The sequence below is a fragment of the Acinetobacter sp. RIT698 genome (assembly GCF_009668065.1).
GTDB classification, from domain to species: Bacteria; Pseudomonadota; Gammaproteobacteria; order Pseudomonadales; family Moraxellaceae; genus Acinetobacter; species Acinetobacter guillouiae.
Window position 1 is genome coordinate 1 of sequence record NZ_WJYH01000019.1, and the last position, 18,902, is coordinate 18,902.

The 18,902-nt window shown below is 38.3% G+C and carries 19 protein-coding genes and 1 riboswitch; of the genes, 10 read left to right on the top strand and 9 right to left on the bottom strand.

Annotated elements, in window-relative coordinates:
• A partial coding sequence (locus GJV03_RS21480; RefSeq protein WP_171501850.1) for a hypothetical protein occupies nucleotides 1-778 on the top strand: 778 nt, incomplete at its 5' end.
• Nucleotides 779-941: 163 nt separating this feature from the next.
• On the opposite strand, the gene gspE is transcribed toward GJV03_RS21480, so the two are convergent.
• Entirely contained in the window at nucleotides 942-2,429 is a 1,488-nt protein-coding gene (gene gspE, locus GJV03_RS10180) for a type II secretion system ATPase GspE (protein WP_004725986.1), read from the bottom strand.
• Between the two features lie 111 nt (nucleotides 2,430-2,540).
• Between gspE and GJV03_RS10185 the strand changes: the two genes are divergently transcribed.
• The 4 genes from GJV03_RS10185 (at nucleotide 2,541) to GJV03_RS10200 (ending at nucleotide 5,600) form a co-directional block, all read left to right on the top strand.
• The gene (locus GJV03_RS10185; protein WP_004725984.1) at nucleotides 2,541-3,362 is read left to right on the top strand and encodes a hypothetical protein; all 822 of its coding nucleotides are present in this window, start codon (nucleotides 2,541-2,543) and stop codon (nucleotides 3,360-3,362) included.
• 14 nt (nucleotides 3,363-3,376) lie between these two features.
• The gene (locus GJV03_RS10190; protein ID WP_004725982.1) at nucleotides 3,377-4,312 is read left to right on the top strand and encodes a mechanosensitive ion channel family protein; all 936 of its coding nucleotides are present in this window, start codon (nucleotides 3,377-3,379) and stop codon (nucleotides 4,310-4,312) included.
• A gap of 143 nt (nucleotides 4,313-4,455) precedes the next feature.
• Nucleotides 4,456-4,896: a VOC family protein gene (locus tag GJV03_RS10195; protein WP_056512360.1), complete on the top strand. Its 441-nt coding sequence runs from the start codon at nucleotides 4,456-4,458 to the stop codon at nucleotides 4,894-4,896.
• Nucleotides 4,897-4,979: 83 nt separating this feature from the next.
• Nucleotides 4,980-5,600, top strand: coding sequence for a rhomboid family intramembrane serine protease (locus GJV03_RS10200; RefSeq protein ID WP_004725978.1), 621 nt, complete (start codon nucleotides 4,980-4,982; stop codon nucleotides 5,598-5,600).
• A gap of 183 nt (nucleotides 5,601-5,783) precedes the next feature.
• Here the strand turns inward: GJV03_RS10200 and ygiD are convergent, their stop codons facing one another.
• From ygiD to GJV03_RS10240, 8 genes are all read right to left on the bottom strand, one after another.
• Nucleotides 5,784-6,638, bottom strand: coding sequence for a 4,5-DOPA dioxygenase extradiol (ygiD, locus tag GJV03_RS10205; RefSeq protein WP_004725976.1), 855 nt, complete (start codon nucleotides 6,636-6,638; stop codon nucleotides 5,784-5,786).
• A gap of 315 nt (nucleotides 6,639-6,953) precedes the next feature.
• Nucleotides 6,954-7,439, bottom strand: coding sequence for a DUF934 domain-containing protein (locus tag GJV03_RS10210; protein ID WP_154130027.1), 486 nt, complete (start codon nucleotides 7,437-7,439; stop codon nucleotides 6,954-6,956).
• Nucleotides 7,432-9,075 (bottom strand): nitrite/sulfite reductase, encoded by a 1,644-nt coding sequence (locus GJV03_RS10215; protein WP_004725972.1) that lies wholly within the window; start codon nucleotides 9,073-9,075, stop codon nucleotides 7,432-7,434. The genes GJV03_RS10210 and GJV03_RS10215 overlap by 8 nt, the downstream gene beginning before the upstream one ends.
• A 342-nt stretch (nucleotides 9,076-9,417) precedes the next feature.
• On the bottom strand, nucleotides 9,418-9,606 hold the full coding sequence (locus tag GJV03_RS10220) for a hypothetical protein (protein WP_004725970.1): 189 nt from the start codon (nucleotides 9,604-9,606) through the stop codon (nucleotides 9,418-9,420).
• A gap of 200 nt (nucleotides 9,607-9,806) precedes the next feature.
• Nucleotides 9,807-10,340: a DUF1543 domain-containing protein gene (locus GJV03_RS10225; protein WP_154130028.1), complete on the bottom strand. Its 534-nt coding sequence runs from the start codon at nucleotides 10,338-10,340 to the stop codon at nucleotides 9,807-9,809.
• An 18-nt stretch (nucleotides 10,341-10,358) separates the two neighbouring features.
• Nucleotides 10,359-11,078 (bottom strand): type II CAAX endopeptidase family protein, encoded by a 720-nt coding sequence (locus tag GJV03_RS10230; protein WP_154130029.1) that lies wholly within the window; start codon nucleotides 11,076-11,078, stop codon nucleotides 10,359-10,361.
• A gap of 152 nt (nucleotides 11,079-11,230) precedes the next feature.
• Nucleotides 11,231-12,472 (bottom strand): tryptophan synthase subunit beta, encoded by a 1,242-nt coding sequence (gene trpB / locus GJV03_RS10235; RefSeq protein ID WP_004725964.1) that lies wholly within the window; start codon nucleotides 12,470-12,472, stop codon nucleotides 11,231-11,233.
• Entirely contained in the window at nucleotides 12,456-13,106 is a 651-nt protein-coding gene (locus tag GJV03_RS10240; protein WP_154130030.1) for a phosphoribosylanthranilate isomerase, read from the bottom strand. Before GJV03_RS10240 ends, trpB begins: the two co-directional genes overlap by 17 nt.
• A 142-nt stretch (nucleotides 13,107-13,248) precedes the next feature.
• Nucleotides 13,249-13,457: riboswitch (cobalamin riboswitch) on the top strand.
• Between the two features lie 35 nt (nucleotides 13,458-13,492).
• Between GJV03_RS10240 and GJV03_RS10245 the strand changes: the two genes are divergently transcribed.
• The 5 genes from GJV03_RS10245 to GJV03_RS10265 all read left to right on the top strand — a co-directional run bounded on the left by GJV03_RS10245 (nucleotide 13,493) and on the right by GJV03_RS10265 (nucleotide 18,845).
• Complete coding sequence (locus GJV03_RS10245) at nucleotides 13,493-15,373, top strand: TonB-dependent receptor (RefSeq protein WP_154130031.1); 1,881 nt, start codon at nucleotides 13,493-13,495, stop codon at nucleotides 15,371-15,373.
• A 108-nt stretch (nucleotides 15,374-15,481) separates the two neighbouring features.
• The gene (locus GJV03_RS10250; RefSeq protein ID WP_056512348.1) at nucleotides 15,482-16,060 is read left to right on the top strand and encodes a cob(I)yrinic acid a,c-diamide adenosyltransferase; all 579 of its coding nucleotides are present in this window, start codon (nucleotides 15,482-15,484) and stop codon (nucleotides 16,058-16,060) included.
• A gap of 113 nt (nucleotides 16,061-16,173) precedes the next feature.
• Nucleotides 16,174-16,896 (top strand): glycerophosphodiester phosphodiesterase, encoded by a 723-nt coding sequence (locus GJV03_RS10255; protein ID WP_056512347.1) that lies wholly within the window; start codon nucleotides 16,174-16,176, stop codon nucleotides 16,894-16,896.
• 359 nt (nucleotides 16,897-17,255) lie between these two features.
• Entirely contained in the window at nucleotides 17,256-18,419 is a 1,164-nt protein-coding gene (locus GJV03_RS10260) for an acyl-CoA desaturase (protein WP_004725954.1), read from the top strand.
• Between the two features lie 96 nt (nucleotides 18,420-18,515).
• Complete coding sequence (locus GJV03_RS10265; RefSeq protein ID WP_004725953.1) at nucleotides 18,516-18,845, top strand: DHCW motif cupin fold protein; 330 nt, start codon at nucleotides 18,516-18,518, stop codon at nucleotides 18,843-18,845.
• Nucleotides 18,846-18,902 lie beyond the last annotated feature (57 nt).

Here is an 18,902-nt window from a genome sequence, read left to right on the forward strand (position 1 = left end):
ATTAGACTTTAAAGCTGAAGATTTTTTTGAATCTGTAATTAAAAAATGGATTGTTGAAAATGACTATAAGAATTATATTTCGAATATATCCAACAAAATAAGTGGTAGAAAAAATGAATTATTGCAAGAAGATATTTGGGAGCTTTATGCATTATCTCGTGTATTAGACCTACTGACACTTCCTTTTCAAACTGACAATGATGCTGATGATTCTGATTGGAAAGGACCAAGAATTACAGTAGCAGAATACATTGAATTTAATAACCTTCTTGGTCTTGAAATAACTACACCCTTTTCATTCAAACCTTTTAATTGTGAAATAATAGAAGCACAAATAGGAATGAATGATTTCGAAATTATTGAGTGTAACTTTCCTGCTGTAAAACTAAATAATTTAATGATAAAAAAAGCTGGTGTGAAAATTTTACTCAATCCAGATAAATTCAATTTAAACTTAATAAACAAGGCTTCAATTTATTGGGCATTCAGACGTAAAAATAGAAAATACTTTGACTTATCTCAAGGATGGGGAAGTAATTCACAATGGAGAACCGATTTAAGATTAGATATTGAAACAGAAAACTCTTACATCTATAACGTAACAGGGAAATTTAACCTAAACTCTCCAACAATAGAACTCATGGAAGAGTTAAATCAACAGGACTTAGAACTAAATGAGGCAGTGGAATTAACTGTTTTTAGGCATTTTATGAAATGTACAAAAGATGATTCTGATCTATTTCCATATTATTTTAGATTTGAAGAACAAAAAAGTTAACATAACAAGGATGATTTTCATTTAGAGATGACGAAAATCCAAACATAAATTTCCATACCCTAAATAAATACTTATCAAAAAAAGCTGCTTTAGCTAAATATCTATTTTGATAAACGATTATTAAGGGCTAGGAAATAACATATAAACTATTAAAGAATCAGGCTTACTCAGCCGCTTCATTGGTTACCCGTAAAACCTCTTCCATTGTGGTTTTACCCGCCAATACTTTACGTAAACCATCATCTCGAATTGAGCCTGCATCTTTACGTGCATATTCTTCAAGCTCATATTCTGCTGCATTACCATGAATCAAACGGCGCATCTGCTCATCAATCGGTACAATTTCATAAATCGCAGTACGTCCTGTAAAGCCCGTATGGGAACAAAAATCACAACCATTCGGCACAGGCAGTTTTAAATTCGATTCTAAACTCACAGGTTTAAACACATCTTTTTCAAAGTCATCTGCTTCACGCCATGTATGACAATGAGAACACAATGTCCGAACTAAACGCTGGGCAATCACCCCAATCAATGAACTGGATAATAAGAAGGGTTCAATCCCCATATCTTTTAAACGGGTCACAGCACCAATTGCAGTATTGGTATGTAGTGTAGACAAAACCAAGTGACCTGTTAAAGACGCTTGAACTGCGATTTCAGCCGTTTCCAAATCACGGATCTCACCCACCATCACCACATCTGGATCTTGACGCAGCATGGCTTTTAACGCACGGGCAAAGGTCATATCCACTTTGGTATTCACTTGAGTCTGCCCAATCCCTTCAAGTTGATACTCAATCGGATCTTCAGCAGTGAGGATATTTTTAGAACCATCATTCAAATCAGAAAGCGCGGCATACAAAGTCGTCGTTTTACCCGAACCTGTAGGGCCAGTGACTAGAATAATGCCATGTGGACGATGAACCAATTGCGTTAAACGCTCATAGTCAGGCTTCATTAAACCCAAATGGGTCATGTTGAGTCGACCCGCTTGTTTATCCAACAAACGCATAACGACACGTTCACCATGCGACGATGGCAAGGTCGAAACACGGACATCCACCTCACGTCCTGCAAGACGTAAAGAAATACGACCATCTTGTGGAATACGTTTTTCTGCAATATCGAGTTTTGCCATGACTTTAATACGCGATACCAACAATGGCGCAAGTTCACGACGAGGCTGTACGATTTCACGCAATTGCCCATCTACCCGTAAGCGAACAGATAATTTCTTTTCAAAAGCTTCAATATGAATATCAGAAGCCCCGACTCGAATCGCTTCAGACAATAAAGCATTGATGAGTCGCACGATTGGAGCATCATCTTCCTGATCCATCAAATCTTCAGTTTCAGGAATCTGATCGGCCAGACTCAATAGATCAGGGTGATCTTCAAGACCAGCTGCAACCTGTTGCGATTCGCCCGTTTCACCAGCATAGCTTGAACTGAGCATGTGATTAAACTCAGTTTCATTACATAATTGATGTTGTGCTGTACGACCGAGATAGCGGCGGGCTTCCTGAATCGCAATTTGTGCGGTATCCTGACGGCGAACAATAAAAACTTGATCACCTTCATAACGCAACAGCACTCCATGCCGTTTTGCAAAACTATATGGTATTTGTAATTGTTTGAGAACTTGCATTACAACTTATATTAATGATTTAAATTGCTTTGAGTGTACTCTATGCTCATGACAGCGTGAAGTCTGTTTGTTAAAGATTTGATGATGATTTTATGAATGGGATAAACACATTTGTCTAAGAAGAAAGAACATCTGGAACCAGAACTCCCTGATTTAAAGTGGTGGGGAGAACAACTGTTTGAATTGAACCAATCCAAAGCATGGCAATTTGGTTCTATGATGATGCGCATTACTCGTGGTTTACAAGAATGGCGCTTGGAATATTATCGTCCAAAATTCCAATATGACTATGAGCAGCAATGGCATAAAATCCATGATGTAAACTTTGGTTTTCCTGAACCTGTACATGTTGAACGCTATATGTTTCGCGAGACCCATAAAGCATTTCAACTTATGCCCCGTTTAGCCGATCGCTCTGTGGTGATTCGTCCTGTCGATCCAATTTATATTCCGGCAGGCCAACGCGGCACACTCTATATCAGTACACCACTGTGGATTTCAGGTTTTGTGCAAGCCCAAAAAGAACCCTTATTTGATATTCCTGTAATTTTACCTAAGGATACATGGTTTGGCCCTGATCACCGCACAGGCGAAATGTGTTATGCCACCTCAGTCGATGGTCGTACCGAATTAAATTTATTACGTCCACGTGCCTTTCGTGCAGTAACACCGATTGATTTCCACAATGTCAGTAGTCATCAGCTTCGATTTGACCGTATGAATGTGCCTGTTCCTGCGCTACCTTTATTTTATAGTGAAAGTACAGGACGTTTATGGACATCACAAATCAAGGTCGTGTATGAAGGCAATGACCGCCCTGCCCGTGTAAGAATTGAAAATCGTACACCACCTTTGGCCGGCGAAGTGATTTATGTACATCCGCCACGCTCACCAGGTGGCGCTTTGTTCAATATGTTTGATTCATTTTTCTAAGGGATGAGGTAAAAATGGCTGAATCCAATATTCCCAAAGACATTGCCAATAGCCTAAAAGGCATCTTTACCAATGTAAATGTCGACCGCTTAAGTGAAATTGCTGTTGCTCTGATCCTCTGCTTTGTGGGTTTTGTACTGGCACGTGTCATTTCCAATACCTTTATCCGTACCATAGGCGCGCGCTTTAATGCGCATCAACGTTTGGTTTGGCGTAGAGGTATTTTTTATTTTATTTTCTTACTGTTTGTGATTGCCAGCTTAAAAGAAGCAGGCTTTAAACTCAGCGTATTTTTAGGCGCAGCAGGGATTTTAACTGTTGCATTGGGTTTTGCCTCACAAACTTCTGCATCAAATTTAATCAGTGGCTTATTTTTAATTGGCGAAGGTTCATTTGAAGTTGGCGATACGATTCAAATCACCCTGATTCGTGGACATACTATTGAAGGTGAGGTGATTTCGATTGACTTACTTTCAGTGAAACTTTTGACTATGGACAATGTCTATGTGCGCCTCCCCAATGAGCAATTGATTCGCGCCCCCGTACATAACCTATCAAAATTCCCGATACGGCGATTGTCGATTACGGTTGCAATTAACTTTAATGAGAACATCAATAAAGTTCGTGAAGTTTTAATTGATGTTGCCAACGATTACCCGTTGGTATTAGCAGATCCTAAACCGCGTGTAACTGTTTCTGCCTTTGGAGAATCCTCCATTGAAATTTTATTTGCGCTGTGGTGTATGCAAGCAAACTATCTACAAGTCAAAGATGAAATTCATGAGTTAATCCGCAATCGTTTTGTGGAAAATCAGATTGAAATCCCTGTACCTAAAATTGGCTTTGTAGATCGTCCAAATCCAAATGAAGTTCTTCAAAATGAAGATATTGATGGTTATGCCAATAAACAGGATTTAAAATTAGAGCAACAACAAGATAAACAGCTTTAAGCAGACCAAAGCGATAACCTAGAAAACAAAAGTCCCTCATTTATGATTGAGGGATTTTTGTTTTCAATTACAAAATATTCATCAAGTTTTAAACCATCAGCTGATAAATTAATCACTTCAAAACAACAAAATGGACAATCACAATGCAACTTAATCACTATTTAAACTTTGAAGGTCAGACCGAAGCTGCTTTTAATTTTTATAAATCTGTTTTTGGCGGTGAATTTTCATTTTTAAAACGTTATTCCGAACTGCCCGATGTCCAAGTGCCAGACCAAGAGAAAAACTATATTTTACATGTTTCTTTACCGATTAATGAGTTTACCGTATTGATGGGTTCAGACACCAGCGAGCAGTTCTGTGCACCTAATAGTGCACCATTCAGCAAAGGCACCAACCATTATATTTCGATCAACTTAGAAGCTCACGAAGCGGATGAAGCTCAGCGATTATTTACAGCACTCTCTACCAATGGTCATATTGAAATGGCACTAGAACCTACATTTTGGGGTGCTTTATATGGTGCTTTCACCGATCAGTTTGGTATTCGCTGGATGGTGAACTGTCAACTGAGTGAAGGATAATGAACAGAATATTGCGATAGCCTATTGATTGACAATGATATAGGTTATATTGCTATTACGATAACAACGTCATTTATAACAATATGATCACTGGTCTTACCCATACCCTTCTGATTATTTTAATCACACTTGCGATTTCTTTTATTGCTTGGCAGCAACGCAATGTAATGAATCGTTTGATTTTCAATGTTTCAGCGATTAAGCATGGTCAATATGATCGCTTTTTAACCCATGGTTTTATCCATAAAGATGGTATGCATCTATTTTTCAATATGTTTACCTTGTACTTCTTTGGACGAAATGTTGAATGGTTTTTCCGTGATTACTTAAGTGGTATGGGCTTTGTCTTATTTTATTGTAGTGCTATCATCATTGCTGCGATTCCCAGCTATTTGCATAATCGAACCCTAAATTCCTATCGAAGTTTAGGGGCTTCGGGTGCCGTTAATGCAGTATTATTTAGTGCGATTCTATTTAACCCTTGGGGCATGATTTATATCTATATTTTACCTGTGCCCGCGATTATTTTTGGCACGATTTATTTATGCTATAGCCTGTATGCAATCCGTTCAGGACATTCGCCATTAATCGACCACCGCGCGCATATTGCTGGTGCAATCTATGGTTTCTTATTTCCTTTACTGTTAGAGCCATCATTAGCTACAGCATTTTTCTATAAATTTATTAATTCGCCATTATTCTAAATTTCATATGGATTCAGTGATATCTAAACTGCTCTGTAAGGAAGTAAGACCTCAATATTTGAAAATTGCGCAATGATCTTAAAAGCGTTCTATCTTGAGAGAATAAATACGACTAACTCAATCTCATCAATAATATAAAAGTTGAATCCTTAGACCCAACTTTTATATTCTTAACATTTGAAATTAATGTTGATCAAGTCGAAATGAGGTCATGGTTAATGAACCAGCAACGGCTTGATCATTAAAAATATGTAACTCATCTTTCTCTTCCTGTAAGCCTAAGGCATATAACATCGGATAATAGTGATCAGGTGTGGGAATCGACAATAAAAACTCAGCACCTTGCTTTTGCCAGTCAATCAAAGCTTGATGGTTATGCGTGGCTAAGAAATTTTTCATCTTTGCATCAGCTTCTAAAGCCCAATCATAACCATAATGATCATCAAATTTATCAAAGGCAATTTTGCTTAGGTTATGTACGAGATTACCACTGGCAACAATCAATACCCCTTTACGACGTAACTGCGCTAATTGTTTAGCCAAGTCATAATGATATTGGGCACCTTGACTATAGTCGACACTCAATTGAACAACAGGAATATTGGCTTGTGGGAATACATGACATAACACGCCCCATGTTCCGTGATCTAATCCCCAACTATGATCATGATGAATTTCTATACTGTGAATTGCTTCAGTTGTTGCCTCAACCAAAGCTTTATTTCCAGTAGCAGGATATTGCACATCAAACAAAGCTTGAGGAAAACGACCAAAATCATGAATGGTTTTCGGTTGTTGCATTGCAGTGACGGCAGTACCACCTTGGGTAAGCCAATGTGCGGAAATACATAAAATTGCTGTGGGCTGTACGTCCATTTCTGCACCAATGCTGTTCCAAGTACGGGTAAAATCATTGGTTTGAATCGCATTCATGGGTGAACCATGTCCCAAAAATAGTACAGGCATGACTTCAGTATTGGGTAAAGTTGCGTTCCAGCCTTTGAGTAGCGATAAGTCACCCATTGTTTGATTTAACATTTCATCCACCATGAATCATCTTTGTTTAATTATCTGCTGTTCATTGTTGTAGATATATAGACTTTTCCAGCCTACAACATTGCAAAAATGCAACGATGATTTTTTATAGATGCTTTTAAGTAGAGAAGGTTTACTACCTAATGATGTTATGTTGAATCAATATTGATTTGGGCACGATACAAATAAAGCCGAATACCAATTTATATCGTTCATATCATATTCATAATAAGCAATGGCTACACCAGCTTTAACTTGAGAACAATAAAAAGCCGAACTTAAGTTCGGCTTTCATTTCAAAATCAGTACTTAGAGCAATCAAGCACCTGTTTGATAATGTGCTTTTGGTACAGCTGTAGATGCTTGGTAAGGGTGAGTAAAATCACCTAAACCTGCTGCTGCCTCATGGATATCTTTACCTTCTTTTACAACAAAAGTATCGAAACCAGAACGCTTCATATAGTTCAAGACATCTTTAAACACATCGCCTGTTGCACGAAGATCGCCTGTATAGCCTTGGCGACGTAACAACGCAGCAAATGAATAACCACGACCATCATTAAAACCTGCGAAATCAATAAAGATCGCATCTAACTGATCTAATGGAAACGCATTGGTTTCAGGTGAAGCATCTACGGTAAGAAATAGTGCTTTTTTTCCCGTCACATTCGCAAGCTGATCCAACTGGTCAACGGTCAACAACACATCACCTTGTGGCAATACTCCATCTTCAGCAATGATTTGATAGGTATTGTCTGCAACAGTGCCATCTTTAGAGAGGACTTGAAGTGCGGTATTAAGCATATGCGCGCTCCTTAAAAGGTTGGATACCCACTCGGCGATAAGTTTCAATAAATTCTTCACCTTCGTTACGAAGATCAAGATAAGTATTTAAAATTTCATCAATAATGTCAGGTACAGATTCTGCTGCAAATGATGGTCCTAAAATATCACCAATTGAAGCGTCATGGTCTGCATTTCCACCCAAGGTAATTTGATAGAATTCAGCGCCTTTTTTGTCCACACCCAAAATACCGATGTTGCCGACATGGTGATGACCACAAGCATTCATACAACCTGAAATATTCAAGTCGATATGGCCTAAGTTATAGACCGTATCTAAATCATCAAAACGGCGTGTAATGGCTTCAGAAATCGGAATAGATTTCGCATTTGCCAATGAACAGAAGTCACCACCTGGGCAGCAAATGATATCGGTAATAAAACCAATATGTGCCCGAGCAAGATTATTCTTTTCAAGCGTTTGCCATAATTCAAATAAATCTTTCTGTGGTACATCAACCAATGAAATATTTTGTTCGTGTGTGGTCCGTAATTCACCAAATGTATATTTGTCTGCAAGATCTGCAATCAAATTCATTTCTTCAACAGTCATATCACCTGGTGCAATACCCGCACGTTTTAGTGAAATAGTGACAATACGATAGCCTGCAACTTTATGTGCATTGGTATTGATATTGAACCACTGTTTAAACTTTGGATATTCAGCAAATAAGCCACTGAAATCTTCATCTGCATAATTTTGATAATCAAACGGCATAAACTCTTCGTCTAATTTTTGCAAAATTTCAGGTTGAACTTTCAAGGTTTTAATTGTTTCAGCAAATTCAGCTTCAACTTTTTCAGCAAAAACTTGTGGTGTTAATGCTTTAACCAAAATTTTAATACGAGCTTTATATTTATTGTCACGGCGACCGTGCAAGTTATAAACACGCAGAACCGCTTCTAAATAAGCAATTAAATCTTCACGTGGCAACCACTCACGAATCATAGAACCAATGATAGGTGTACGACCTAGGCCACCACCCACTTTGATTTTATAACCCAACTCACCTGCTTCATTACGAGTTAAATACACCCCAATGTCATGGAATGAAGTTGCTGCACGATCAATTTCTTCAAGTGCGGAAACTGCAATTTTGAACTTACGCGGTAAAAATGCAAACTCAGGATGGAATGTAGACCACTGACGAATCAATTCACACGTCGGGCGTGGATCTGCAATTTCCCCAGCAACAACACCAGCGTATTGGTCTGTTGTGGTATTACGGATACAGTTTCCTGAAGTTTGGATCGCATGCATCTGAACAGAAGCTAAACCTTCAAGCATATCAGGCACATTTTCTAGCGCAGGCCAGTTAAACTGAATGTTCTGACGTGTCGAAACGTGTGCATAACCACGGTCATATTCTTTGGCAAGCTCTGAAACTTTACGTAATTGTTTAGAGTTCATTAAACCGTAAGGTACAGCAATACGTAGCATTGGCGCATAACGCTGTACGTATAAACCATTTTGTAATCGTAATGGACGATACTCATCTTCAGTGAGTTTTCCAGCTAAATAACGTTCCGTTTGATCACGGAATTGTGCAACACGTTCATTGATCAGTTGCTGATCGAAATCAGTATATAAATACATGGCGTACAGCTAGTAGTTTCATTATAACGATGCACAATATAACGAGTATTGATCTATCAAAGAAATGCTTTTTTTCCATATTTTATAGCGGTTTTATTGATAAGCATTGTGCAAAGATCGAATTGGCAATGCTTTACGGGCAAAGCATGCTTTTATTACGTTATGGATGATTTTCTTCATTGCTTATCTTTATTTTAGATAATAAAAAGAGCATATCGAATATGCCCTCTCTTTGATCACAGCTGTCATCCCGATACTGAACTTATTCATCCCTGTAGCTTATTGATATGTACACAGGATTGATTAAGATCAATGCCCAAAGCTGAGTTTAGCGATCTTGAGTTAATCCTCTGCTTTCTGCTGCTCATCACTATTTTCTAGTTTGTCTTCGGCAATTTTTGCGGCTTCATAACCTGCAAATGCGCCAGCTGCTTTTTCTAGAAAGCCAGCATCAGGATCTAACGTATCGACACTTTGCTCAGCAATCACTGCACCTGCAATTTTACCTAACTCGTCTAATAAACCGCTCATTGATCACACTCCGCAGTGTTTTGTTTGAGTTTTTAGTCTACGTAAACTTGTTGAAAACATTGCGAAGTTTCTGTTGTTACACTAACTAGATTATGAGAGAGCAATGCAATGATTGATGTCAATTTTTTAAAATTAAGATACGCTTAATCTTTTAAGGCTGCAATACAGCGCCCTTTTTAAGCAGATCAAGCGATGACAACTCAGATGGCCAAATAGGTATTCTCCCAAACACTTTGGTCAAGCTCTACATGAGAATCAGCATTCAAATCTACTTCAATCAATTGCACATAACGGCCATATACCTGATCTATCGCCAGACAATCATCTACCTCTAAAACTCGATCGGTATGTGGTTTTTGCCAATGCCCTGCAAAATGCTGTTTACCCTTGGCTTTCGCTTCAATCGCATCTTGAGCAACAATCAAGATATAGCGGTGTAACTCACCAAACTCATTTGCATCATAGCCGCCTAAATTAATTAGCCAAAGCTTCTGATCTGATGCATTCGGTTGCGCATCAGTAAAATGTATTTGATATTTCTTATTTTCAAACACTAAAGCCTGTAATTTTTGCCATGCGTCGATGTGTAAACCCTGTTGCTCACCAAACCACGCATTTTTTAATTGAGGATAAACCTCTTCAAGCGAATCTCCTACGGCAAGAACCACATCATGAACTTCAACATTGGCACGTGCATGACGGCCACCCAGCATAACGATAAATAAACTAGACATATTCAGTCACTAAAGTCACTAAGTTAATGTTTGAAAAAGTTTTAATAATAAAATCCCACCCACAGATAATACGGCATTGTTCAAAAAATGAATGAGTAATACATGCCAAATATTGCGTGTCCACAAATAGATCAGATTTAAAAATAAACCTGCACTCATAAAGCTGATTGTCGCGATTAAATTTCCGTCAAAATTATGATAATGGATCAGACCAAATAATATAGAGTTCAATATAATCAGTACAATGCGCCATAACCACGGTTGGATAAATAACTTTTGCAATAAAGTATAGCGAAACACAATATCTTCTAAAAGCGCAGTAAATAGTGGACCCAAGCTAATCACCAACAGACTGAGAAAAGGAATATGTTCAGGATCAATCAGGCTTTTTTCTTGTGTACTCGGCCCGAGGGGTAAAAACTGACGTGTCAGTGAGATCACCACTTGTAACACGATTGCACCGACCACCACCAAGACACTTGAGCGCCAAAAGGCTTGTTTATACTTTTGCCAATGCGTAAGCAACATATCCTTATATAAGTAGCACACTAAAATAAACAGCACGCCTCTTAAAATGGTATCGCCCAGACTAGCAGCTATCGAGATTCCAAATATTTTTTCTAAAATAAAACCATTTAAAATAATTAAAGGGATGATACAAATCGCAAATGTGTCTTTCCATCCCCAGACAATTTTTTCAGGAAAAGGTTCAGCTCGAACCCGTTGTAAAAAAGGCATATTAAAAATTAACCGATTATTTTCAGTAAATTTTGGGTAATTTAGCTCATGATTTCCATGTGCTTTTTGTAGAGTTTCCCCATGATCCTGTCTAGTCCAGAAATAAAAAAGCCTCTATAAAAGAGGCTTTTAAATTGATCGAGTAAGATGAATTACATCTCGACCATTTCAACACCATCAATACGTGCAACAGTCATTAAGTCTTTGTCACCACGACCCGATACCGTCGCAATAATAATTTGATCCTTCGACATTGTTGGCGCGAGTTTAGTCACATAAGCCATTGCATGTGAACTTTCCAATGCAGGAATAATCCCTTCAATATGAGTCAAATCACGGAAGCCTTGAAGTGCTTCTGTATCATTAATTGGCACATAATTCACACGATGCATGTCTTTTAAGAAACTATGTTCAGGACCCACACCAGGATAATCCAAACCTGCAGAGATTGAATGTGTTTCAATAATCTGACCTTGCTCATCTGACATTAAATAAGTACGGTTACCATGTAAAACGCCAACATGGCCTGCATTTAATGGCGCAGAATGTTTCCCTGTTTCAATGCCTAAACCTGCGGCTTCAACACCGTACATTTTAACATCTTGATCATTTAAGAATGGATAGAACAAGCCCATTGCATTTGAACCACCGCCGACACATGCAACCAAAGCATCTGGTAAACGACCTGCTTGCTCTTGAATTTGTTTACGTGCTTCACGTCCAATAATCGACTGGAAATCACGTACCAATTGCGGATATGGATGTGGACCTGCAACCGTACCAATCACGTAGTAAGTCGAATCTACATTGGTTACCCAGTCACGCATCGCTTCGTTCATGGCATCTTTTAATGTTTTAGAACCACTTTCTACAGGCACAACTGTTGCGCCAAGCAAGCGCATACGGTAGACATTCATGGCCTGACGTTTTACGTCTTCAGCACCCATGAATACCACACACTCAAGACCTAAACGCGCGGCAATTGTTGCTGTCGCCACACCATGTTGACCTGCACCCGTTTCCGCAATAATACGTTTTTTGCCAGAAAGCTTCGCAAGTAGCGCCTGACCAATGGTGTTATTGACCTTATGTGAGCCTGTATGATTTAAGTCTTCACGTTTAAGATAAATTTGCGCACCACCCAACTCTTTCGACCATCGCTCAGCATAGTAAAGCGGACTAGGACGTCCGACATAATAAGCGAGATCACGGTCGAATTCTGCCAGAAACTGCGCATCATCTTTCATACGGAAATAGAGTTTCTCTAAATCCTCTAAAGCTGCCATTAAAGTTTCTGACACAAAACGTCCGCCATGGATACCGAAATGCCCGTTTTGATCTGGGAATTGGGTATAGTCAATCACACTATTTTGTTGATTACTTTGCTGATCCACGTTGGACTCCTTGCATAAATCGTTCTACGAGTTGTTGGTCTTTGATACCTTTTGCGGATTCTACGCCTCCGCTGACATCGACTGCATACGCTTGAGTCGTTTGTATAGCGTCTTCAATATTTTCAGGGTTTAAACCACCTGCCAAAATTAAAGCAATATCGAGTTTAGGGAATTGAGACCAGTCAAAACTGTGTCCAGTCCCTCCTTTCAGTTCAGGATGCCATGCGTCTAAAAGCATAGCACTCGCACCAGCCTGTTGGTATTGCTGAATTGTCGTAATAATATCTGAATTTTTTGCATCAGGTTTAATCTGAATCGCTTTGTACCAACGGCGCTTATTATACTGTGCGATCTGCTGACATTGTTGTGCAGTTTCATCACCATGAAACTGAATAATATCCAAAGGCACTTGTTCTAATACTTGTGCAATGTCTTGTGCGCTGGCATTGACAAATAATCCAACAATGTTGATATACGGTGGAATAAGTTGTGCCAATTGCTGAGCCAATTCAATCGTGACATAACGTGGACTAGGTTCATAAAACACAAAACCAATCGCATCCACACCTGCTTGTACAGCAGCTTGAATATCCTGTGGTCGTGTAATCCCACAAATTTTGGCACGGGTACGCATAGCTTTGAACTCGAATTTGTTCAGACCAAACTGATTTTTTCAGTATTTTAAGCAAATCATTGTAAAGCAAATTTATTCACTTGCGTTAAAGTTCTATAGGATTATCTGTTTTACATTGTTTATACACTAAACAAACTTTATACTGCACACAAATGCAACAAGTCTAGCTTAAGGCTTTGGGAAGTTGGTGGAAATCCAACACTGCCCCCGCAACGGTAAAATGAAAATATTATTCTTTAATAAGTCAAAAGACTTACACCACTGCAATGTTTTGTGGGAAGGTGGAATAATCTGAATCGCTTTAGGTTCTATATTTAAGTCCGGATACCAGCTTGTTGTGCCCTTAAACTCAATCATTCACGGGGAGTGAATGTATGGAGCATATCATGTCTGTTATTTTTAAACCTACTGCACTTGTAGGTGCTGTCGCTATTGCGATGGGGTTATCTTCTCCTGCTTTTGCAGATACTTCTTCAAATTCAGAAGCAAATTCGAAACTTGATACAATTGTAATCACTGCTACTCGCTCTGAAGAAAAAATTGAAAATGTGCCAGCACGGATTTCAATTATTGAACCACACATATTAGAACAATCACCAATTGCTGAACTACCGCATTTGCTTATGAGTGATGCCTCTATTGATATGATGCAATATGGTGGTTATGGTCAAGCAGCCTCTATCTTTACACGTGGAACTAATTCAACTCACACTTTGGTACTCCGTGATGGTGTTCGTTTAAATACAGGTTCTGCTGGTTCTGCATCATTAGCTTTTATTGATACTACTGATATCAAACAGATTGAAGTACTAAAAGGCCCTGCATCAGTCTTATATGGAACAGATGCAATTGGAGGCGTTGTACAACTCATTTCAAAAACTCCTGAAAAAACGGGTGCTTTCATCACAGGTGAAATTGGTGAACACAATACCTATAAATCTGTTGTAGGTGCTGATCTCGCAGAAAATGGTTTTTATGCACAAATCCGAGGACAACGTTTAGAATCCGATGGTACTCAAGTTACAGATTTTAAAGATGCTCATGTCAAAGCGGGCTCATATGATCAAAAAGGCTTAAGTGCAAAAGTAGGTATCGAAAAAGAACATTATGCTGCTTCTATAGATTATTCACAAAATCAAGGGACTGCGACTTATATTGATGGTATAAATGACACCAATTGGAATCTAATTGGATTAAAAAATATATCGCAAGATTTTAAAAATGAAGTGATCAATATTAAAGGTCGTGTCAACATTAATGATAATCTGTCAGTTAATACACGTTTGTCACAATTTAAAGATGACTTAGAACAAAATGATTCACATGATGCTATTTATAACACGACAAAAGAAGCTGAACTGTATAGTAAATGGCAATTTACCCCAACTCAGAATATTTTAGCTGGTGTAGCCACTAAAAATATAAAATCTGATGTGCTTTCAGGTAGTGGTGCCTATGGTGTGGATTACAACAAAGATGTAGATAGCACAGGTTATTTTGTACAACATCAATACCAATCAAATAAACTACATACTCAATTGGGTTTACGTGTAGAAGATCACGAAACCTTTGGCACGCATACAGTAGGCCAAGCAGCTGCACGCTATCAAATTTCACCTGCAACAAGTATTTATACCAATATTGGTACAGCATTTCGAGCTCCAACCAACAATGACCTTTATGCGCTAAATTGGGGTGGAAATCCAAATTTGAAGCCTGAAGAAAGTATTTCTTATGAAATTGGTTTAGATCAAAAAATTACTGATCAGTTAAGCCTAGGATTATCTGCATATCGTAATGAGGTTGATGATTTGATCACGTATGTGACAGATCCAATCACATATGAAAGCAGATTATACAATGTCAAAAAAGCAACCTTTACAGGTGGTGAGTTTAATTTAGATTGGGCAAATGATGAATTATTTACTAATCTTTCTTATGCATATGTACAACCTAAAGACAAAGAGACAGATCAAGACTTGAATCGTCGTTCGCGTCAAAGTCTAACATTGACAGCAGGTATACAGAACGAAGTTTATGGCATTAGTACATCACTTTCTGCAAAATCTAGACCTAAAAATAGTACAGTTTCTGGTTATGCTACTGTCGATGTTAATGCTTTTTGGAATGTAAATCCAAATGTAAAACTATTTACAAACATCCAAAACATTGGTGATGTTGAATACAAAACAACTTCATACAGTAATGGTTACTACTACATCAACGGTGGTCGACTTGCATCTGCAGGGGTAACTTTCCGCTACTAAAAGCGACACCCAAAAAAATATCTAAAACAGCGCAGTTTATGGATAATGTTTTGACCGACATTATCCTTTTTTATTCTTTATCTTTTCATTTTTCTCTAGGACAAAATTATGGGACATCGTTTAAGTAAAATTTATACCCGTACAGGTGATTCAGGTACCACTGGATTAGGAGATGGTTCTCGCGTAGCGAAAGATGACTTACGTATTACCGCTCTCGGTGATGTAGATGAACTAAATTCTATTGTTGGTGTATTACGTTCACAAATTTCAATGAGTAACATCGTCGATAAAGCCGATTGGGATAAATCACTGAGTTTAATTCAACACTGGCTATTTGATTTAGGTGGTGAAGTCTGTATTCCTAACTACAACTTGCTTCAACCTGTTTGTGTTGAATTTCTTGAAAAGGAAATCGACAAAATGAATGAAGACTTACCAATGCTTAAGGACTTTATTCTACCTTCAGGAACATTAGCATGTAGCTATGCGCATCAAGCACGTGCTGTATGTCGTCGTGCAGAACGCAGCTTAATGACCGTACACAGTCGTGATCAAAATATTCAAGCAACTGCTCTACAATTAATTAACAGATTATCCGACTGGTTTTTTGTTGCTTCACGCACCTTACAACGTGCAGAAGGTGGTAGTGAAGTGCTTTGGCAAAAGAACATCAATGATACGATTTAACGATAAATCACTGTCTAGAAGTAAATTTTTAACAGTATGATAAAGTCAAGTTATTGCTAAAAGTAAGACTTAAACGATTACTAGACAGATGAAAATGAGAATGTGAGTTCATTATGAGAATTATCGGACATCGTGGCGCGCGTGGTGAAGCACCTGAAAATACCTTAGCGGGATTTCAATATATTCACGATTTAGGTATCCGTGCAGTTGAATTCGATGTTCGACAATTAAAAGATGATGAACTCATTATCATGCATGATGATAATTTTTTAAGAACGACCGGAATAGATCAAGCACTGTATGATTTAAACAGCACTGAATTAGCGGCCTATAACCAAGCCAATATCTGGATGGATTGGGAAAAACAAATTACCCCTACCTTAAGCCAAAGCCTAAAGATTATGCAGGACTTTGAGCATATTGAAGTTGAAGTGAAAGCTGTAGAAACATTGCAACACGCTGAACAACTCATCATCGAATTACAAAAACAACTGCGAGGTTTTGAAAATGTCGCAGTGATTACCAGTTTTGATTTAAAAATACATCAAGCCTTACAACAGCAAAACTCAAGTTTTAAACGTGGTCTACTGATTGAAGATGACATCCAACAACGTGCGATCGAACAAGCATTACAACTGGGATGCTGCCAGATTGGATGGATGAATCAATTGGCAACAGATGAGCTCATTCAAGCAACTCAGCGTGCAGGTTTGGGCATCAGTGTTTGGACCGTCAATGATATTGAGCGCGCTAAGCATTTAAGAGATTTGGGGATCAATGGATTAATTACTGATTTCCCAAAAATGATGCAGCTTGCCTTAGCGCAAATTCAATAACTCAAATCCATTTAATAACACAATAAAGTAGAATTTTATTTTGAACTTTTGAGGGTTCCAAAATTAAAATTTAACTTGAGAATCAATTATCTAACCCCCTAAAAATCAAATTGGATAAGACAGAAAAATTCTTACACTATTGTGACATTTAAATACGACGTTTTAACCATTCATTTTTTTCGATCAAACCGCTAGAATTCATGTTTTATTCTGTTACTGTTTTATACAATACAGATGTACACTAATACTAGTGAACACATGTTCGCCCATGATAATATCTGTGAAAGTATAGCCTAGAAAAATGCTGAAGCTATGCGTTTAACTTTACCTGATTAAGGTTCTTAGGAGTGCTGTTGGAGATGAATGCTCCCCTACCCAAAGCCCCAATAAATTGGATCGGTGTTTTTGCCTTGGTTTTTTTACCTCTTGTGGCAGTAATTGCGATCCCTTTATATGCCTACCACCATGATTTTAGTGCGGCAGCTTGGATTAGTTTATTCGTTTTACTCGGTCTCAGTAGTTTAGGTATTACTGCAGGTTATCATCGCTTGTGGGCACATCGTGCATACGAAGCGACTTTACCACTTAAAATCATTTTGATGATCATGGGAACTTTTGCTGTTCAAAACAGTATTTTGTTCTGGGCATCTGGTCACCGTACACATCACCGCCATGTGGATGATGTGGATCAAGATCCGTATTCGATTAACAATGGTTTTTGGTACGCTCATATTGGCTGGATGTTACGTAATTATCCTGCTGCTGAATCAAATTATAAAAATGCACCTGATTTGTTGAATGACAAAGTGGTTATGTTCCAAGACAAGTATTATGTTCCACTTGTGATTGCTGTACATGCTGCGATTTTAGTTCCACTGGGTTGGGCTGTAGGTGACATGTGGGGCGTATTACTCTTGGGTGGTTTACTCCGCTTAATCATTAGCCACCATGTAACATTCTTTATCAACTCACTCTGCCATATGTGGGGCAAACGTCCTTATACTGACGAAAATACTGCACGTGATAACTTTGTTCTTGCCATTGCAACATGGGGCGAGGGTTATCATAACTATCACCATATTTTCCAATACGATTATCGTAATGGTGTGAAATGGTGGCAATATGATCCAACAAAATGGTTGATTTGGTCGTGCTCTAAAATCGGTTTAGCCAAGAATCTACGTCGTATCCCAAGCTTTAATATCAAAAAAGCGGAATTGGCGATGAGATTTAAATATGCTGAACAGGATTTAGCGATTTATGGTCATAACGTCAATGCAGACATCATCGCGATGAAACAAAAAGTATCGCAAGAATATGAAGCATTCACCAATACGTTAAATGATTGGGCTGCGTTAAAAGAACAAGAGCTACAAGCGAAAAAAGCATCTGTTGCTGAAAAAATCCACCAAATGGATGTCAAACTCAAAGTTGATTTCCAATTGGTCGAACAGAAACTTGCTTTCCATCGTGAACGTTTAGAAACATTGATGCGTGGAATCAAAAAGAACGTTGTTTCTTAAATTCTCAATACACATCAAAAGCAAAGCTCCGAAAGGGGCTTTTCTTTTATCCATTTTTTACAGAAACTCATACTGAGAATATTGAGAGAAAATAATATGCAAATTAATAACATCCCCTTTGGCATTACCAACTGGGCAGAAGTTCCAACAACGCGCCATGAGGGTGAGCAAGGCTTTGCACTTTGGCGCACACAACAATTTGATAATATTCGAGTGCGAATGGTCGAATATTCTGTCGATTATTTGGCTGATCACTGGTGTCTTAAAGGTCATATCCTGTTTTGCTTAGAAGGTGAATTGCACACTGAACTTGATGATGGACGTACCTTTACCTTAAAAGCAGGGATGAGTTATCAAGTTGCAGACCAAGCTGAAGCGCATCGTTCTTCTACCGCATTTGGTGCAAAACTATTTATTGTTGACTAAAACAGTCGACATTATCTCAACAGCTTAAAACTTTGCTATATTGAGAGGGACAAGTAA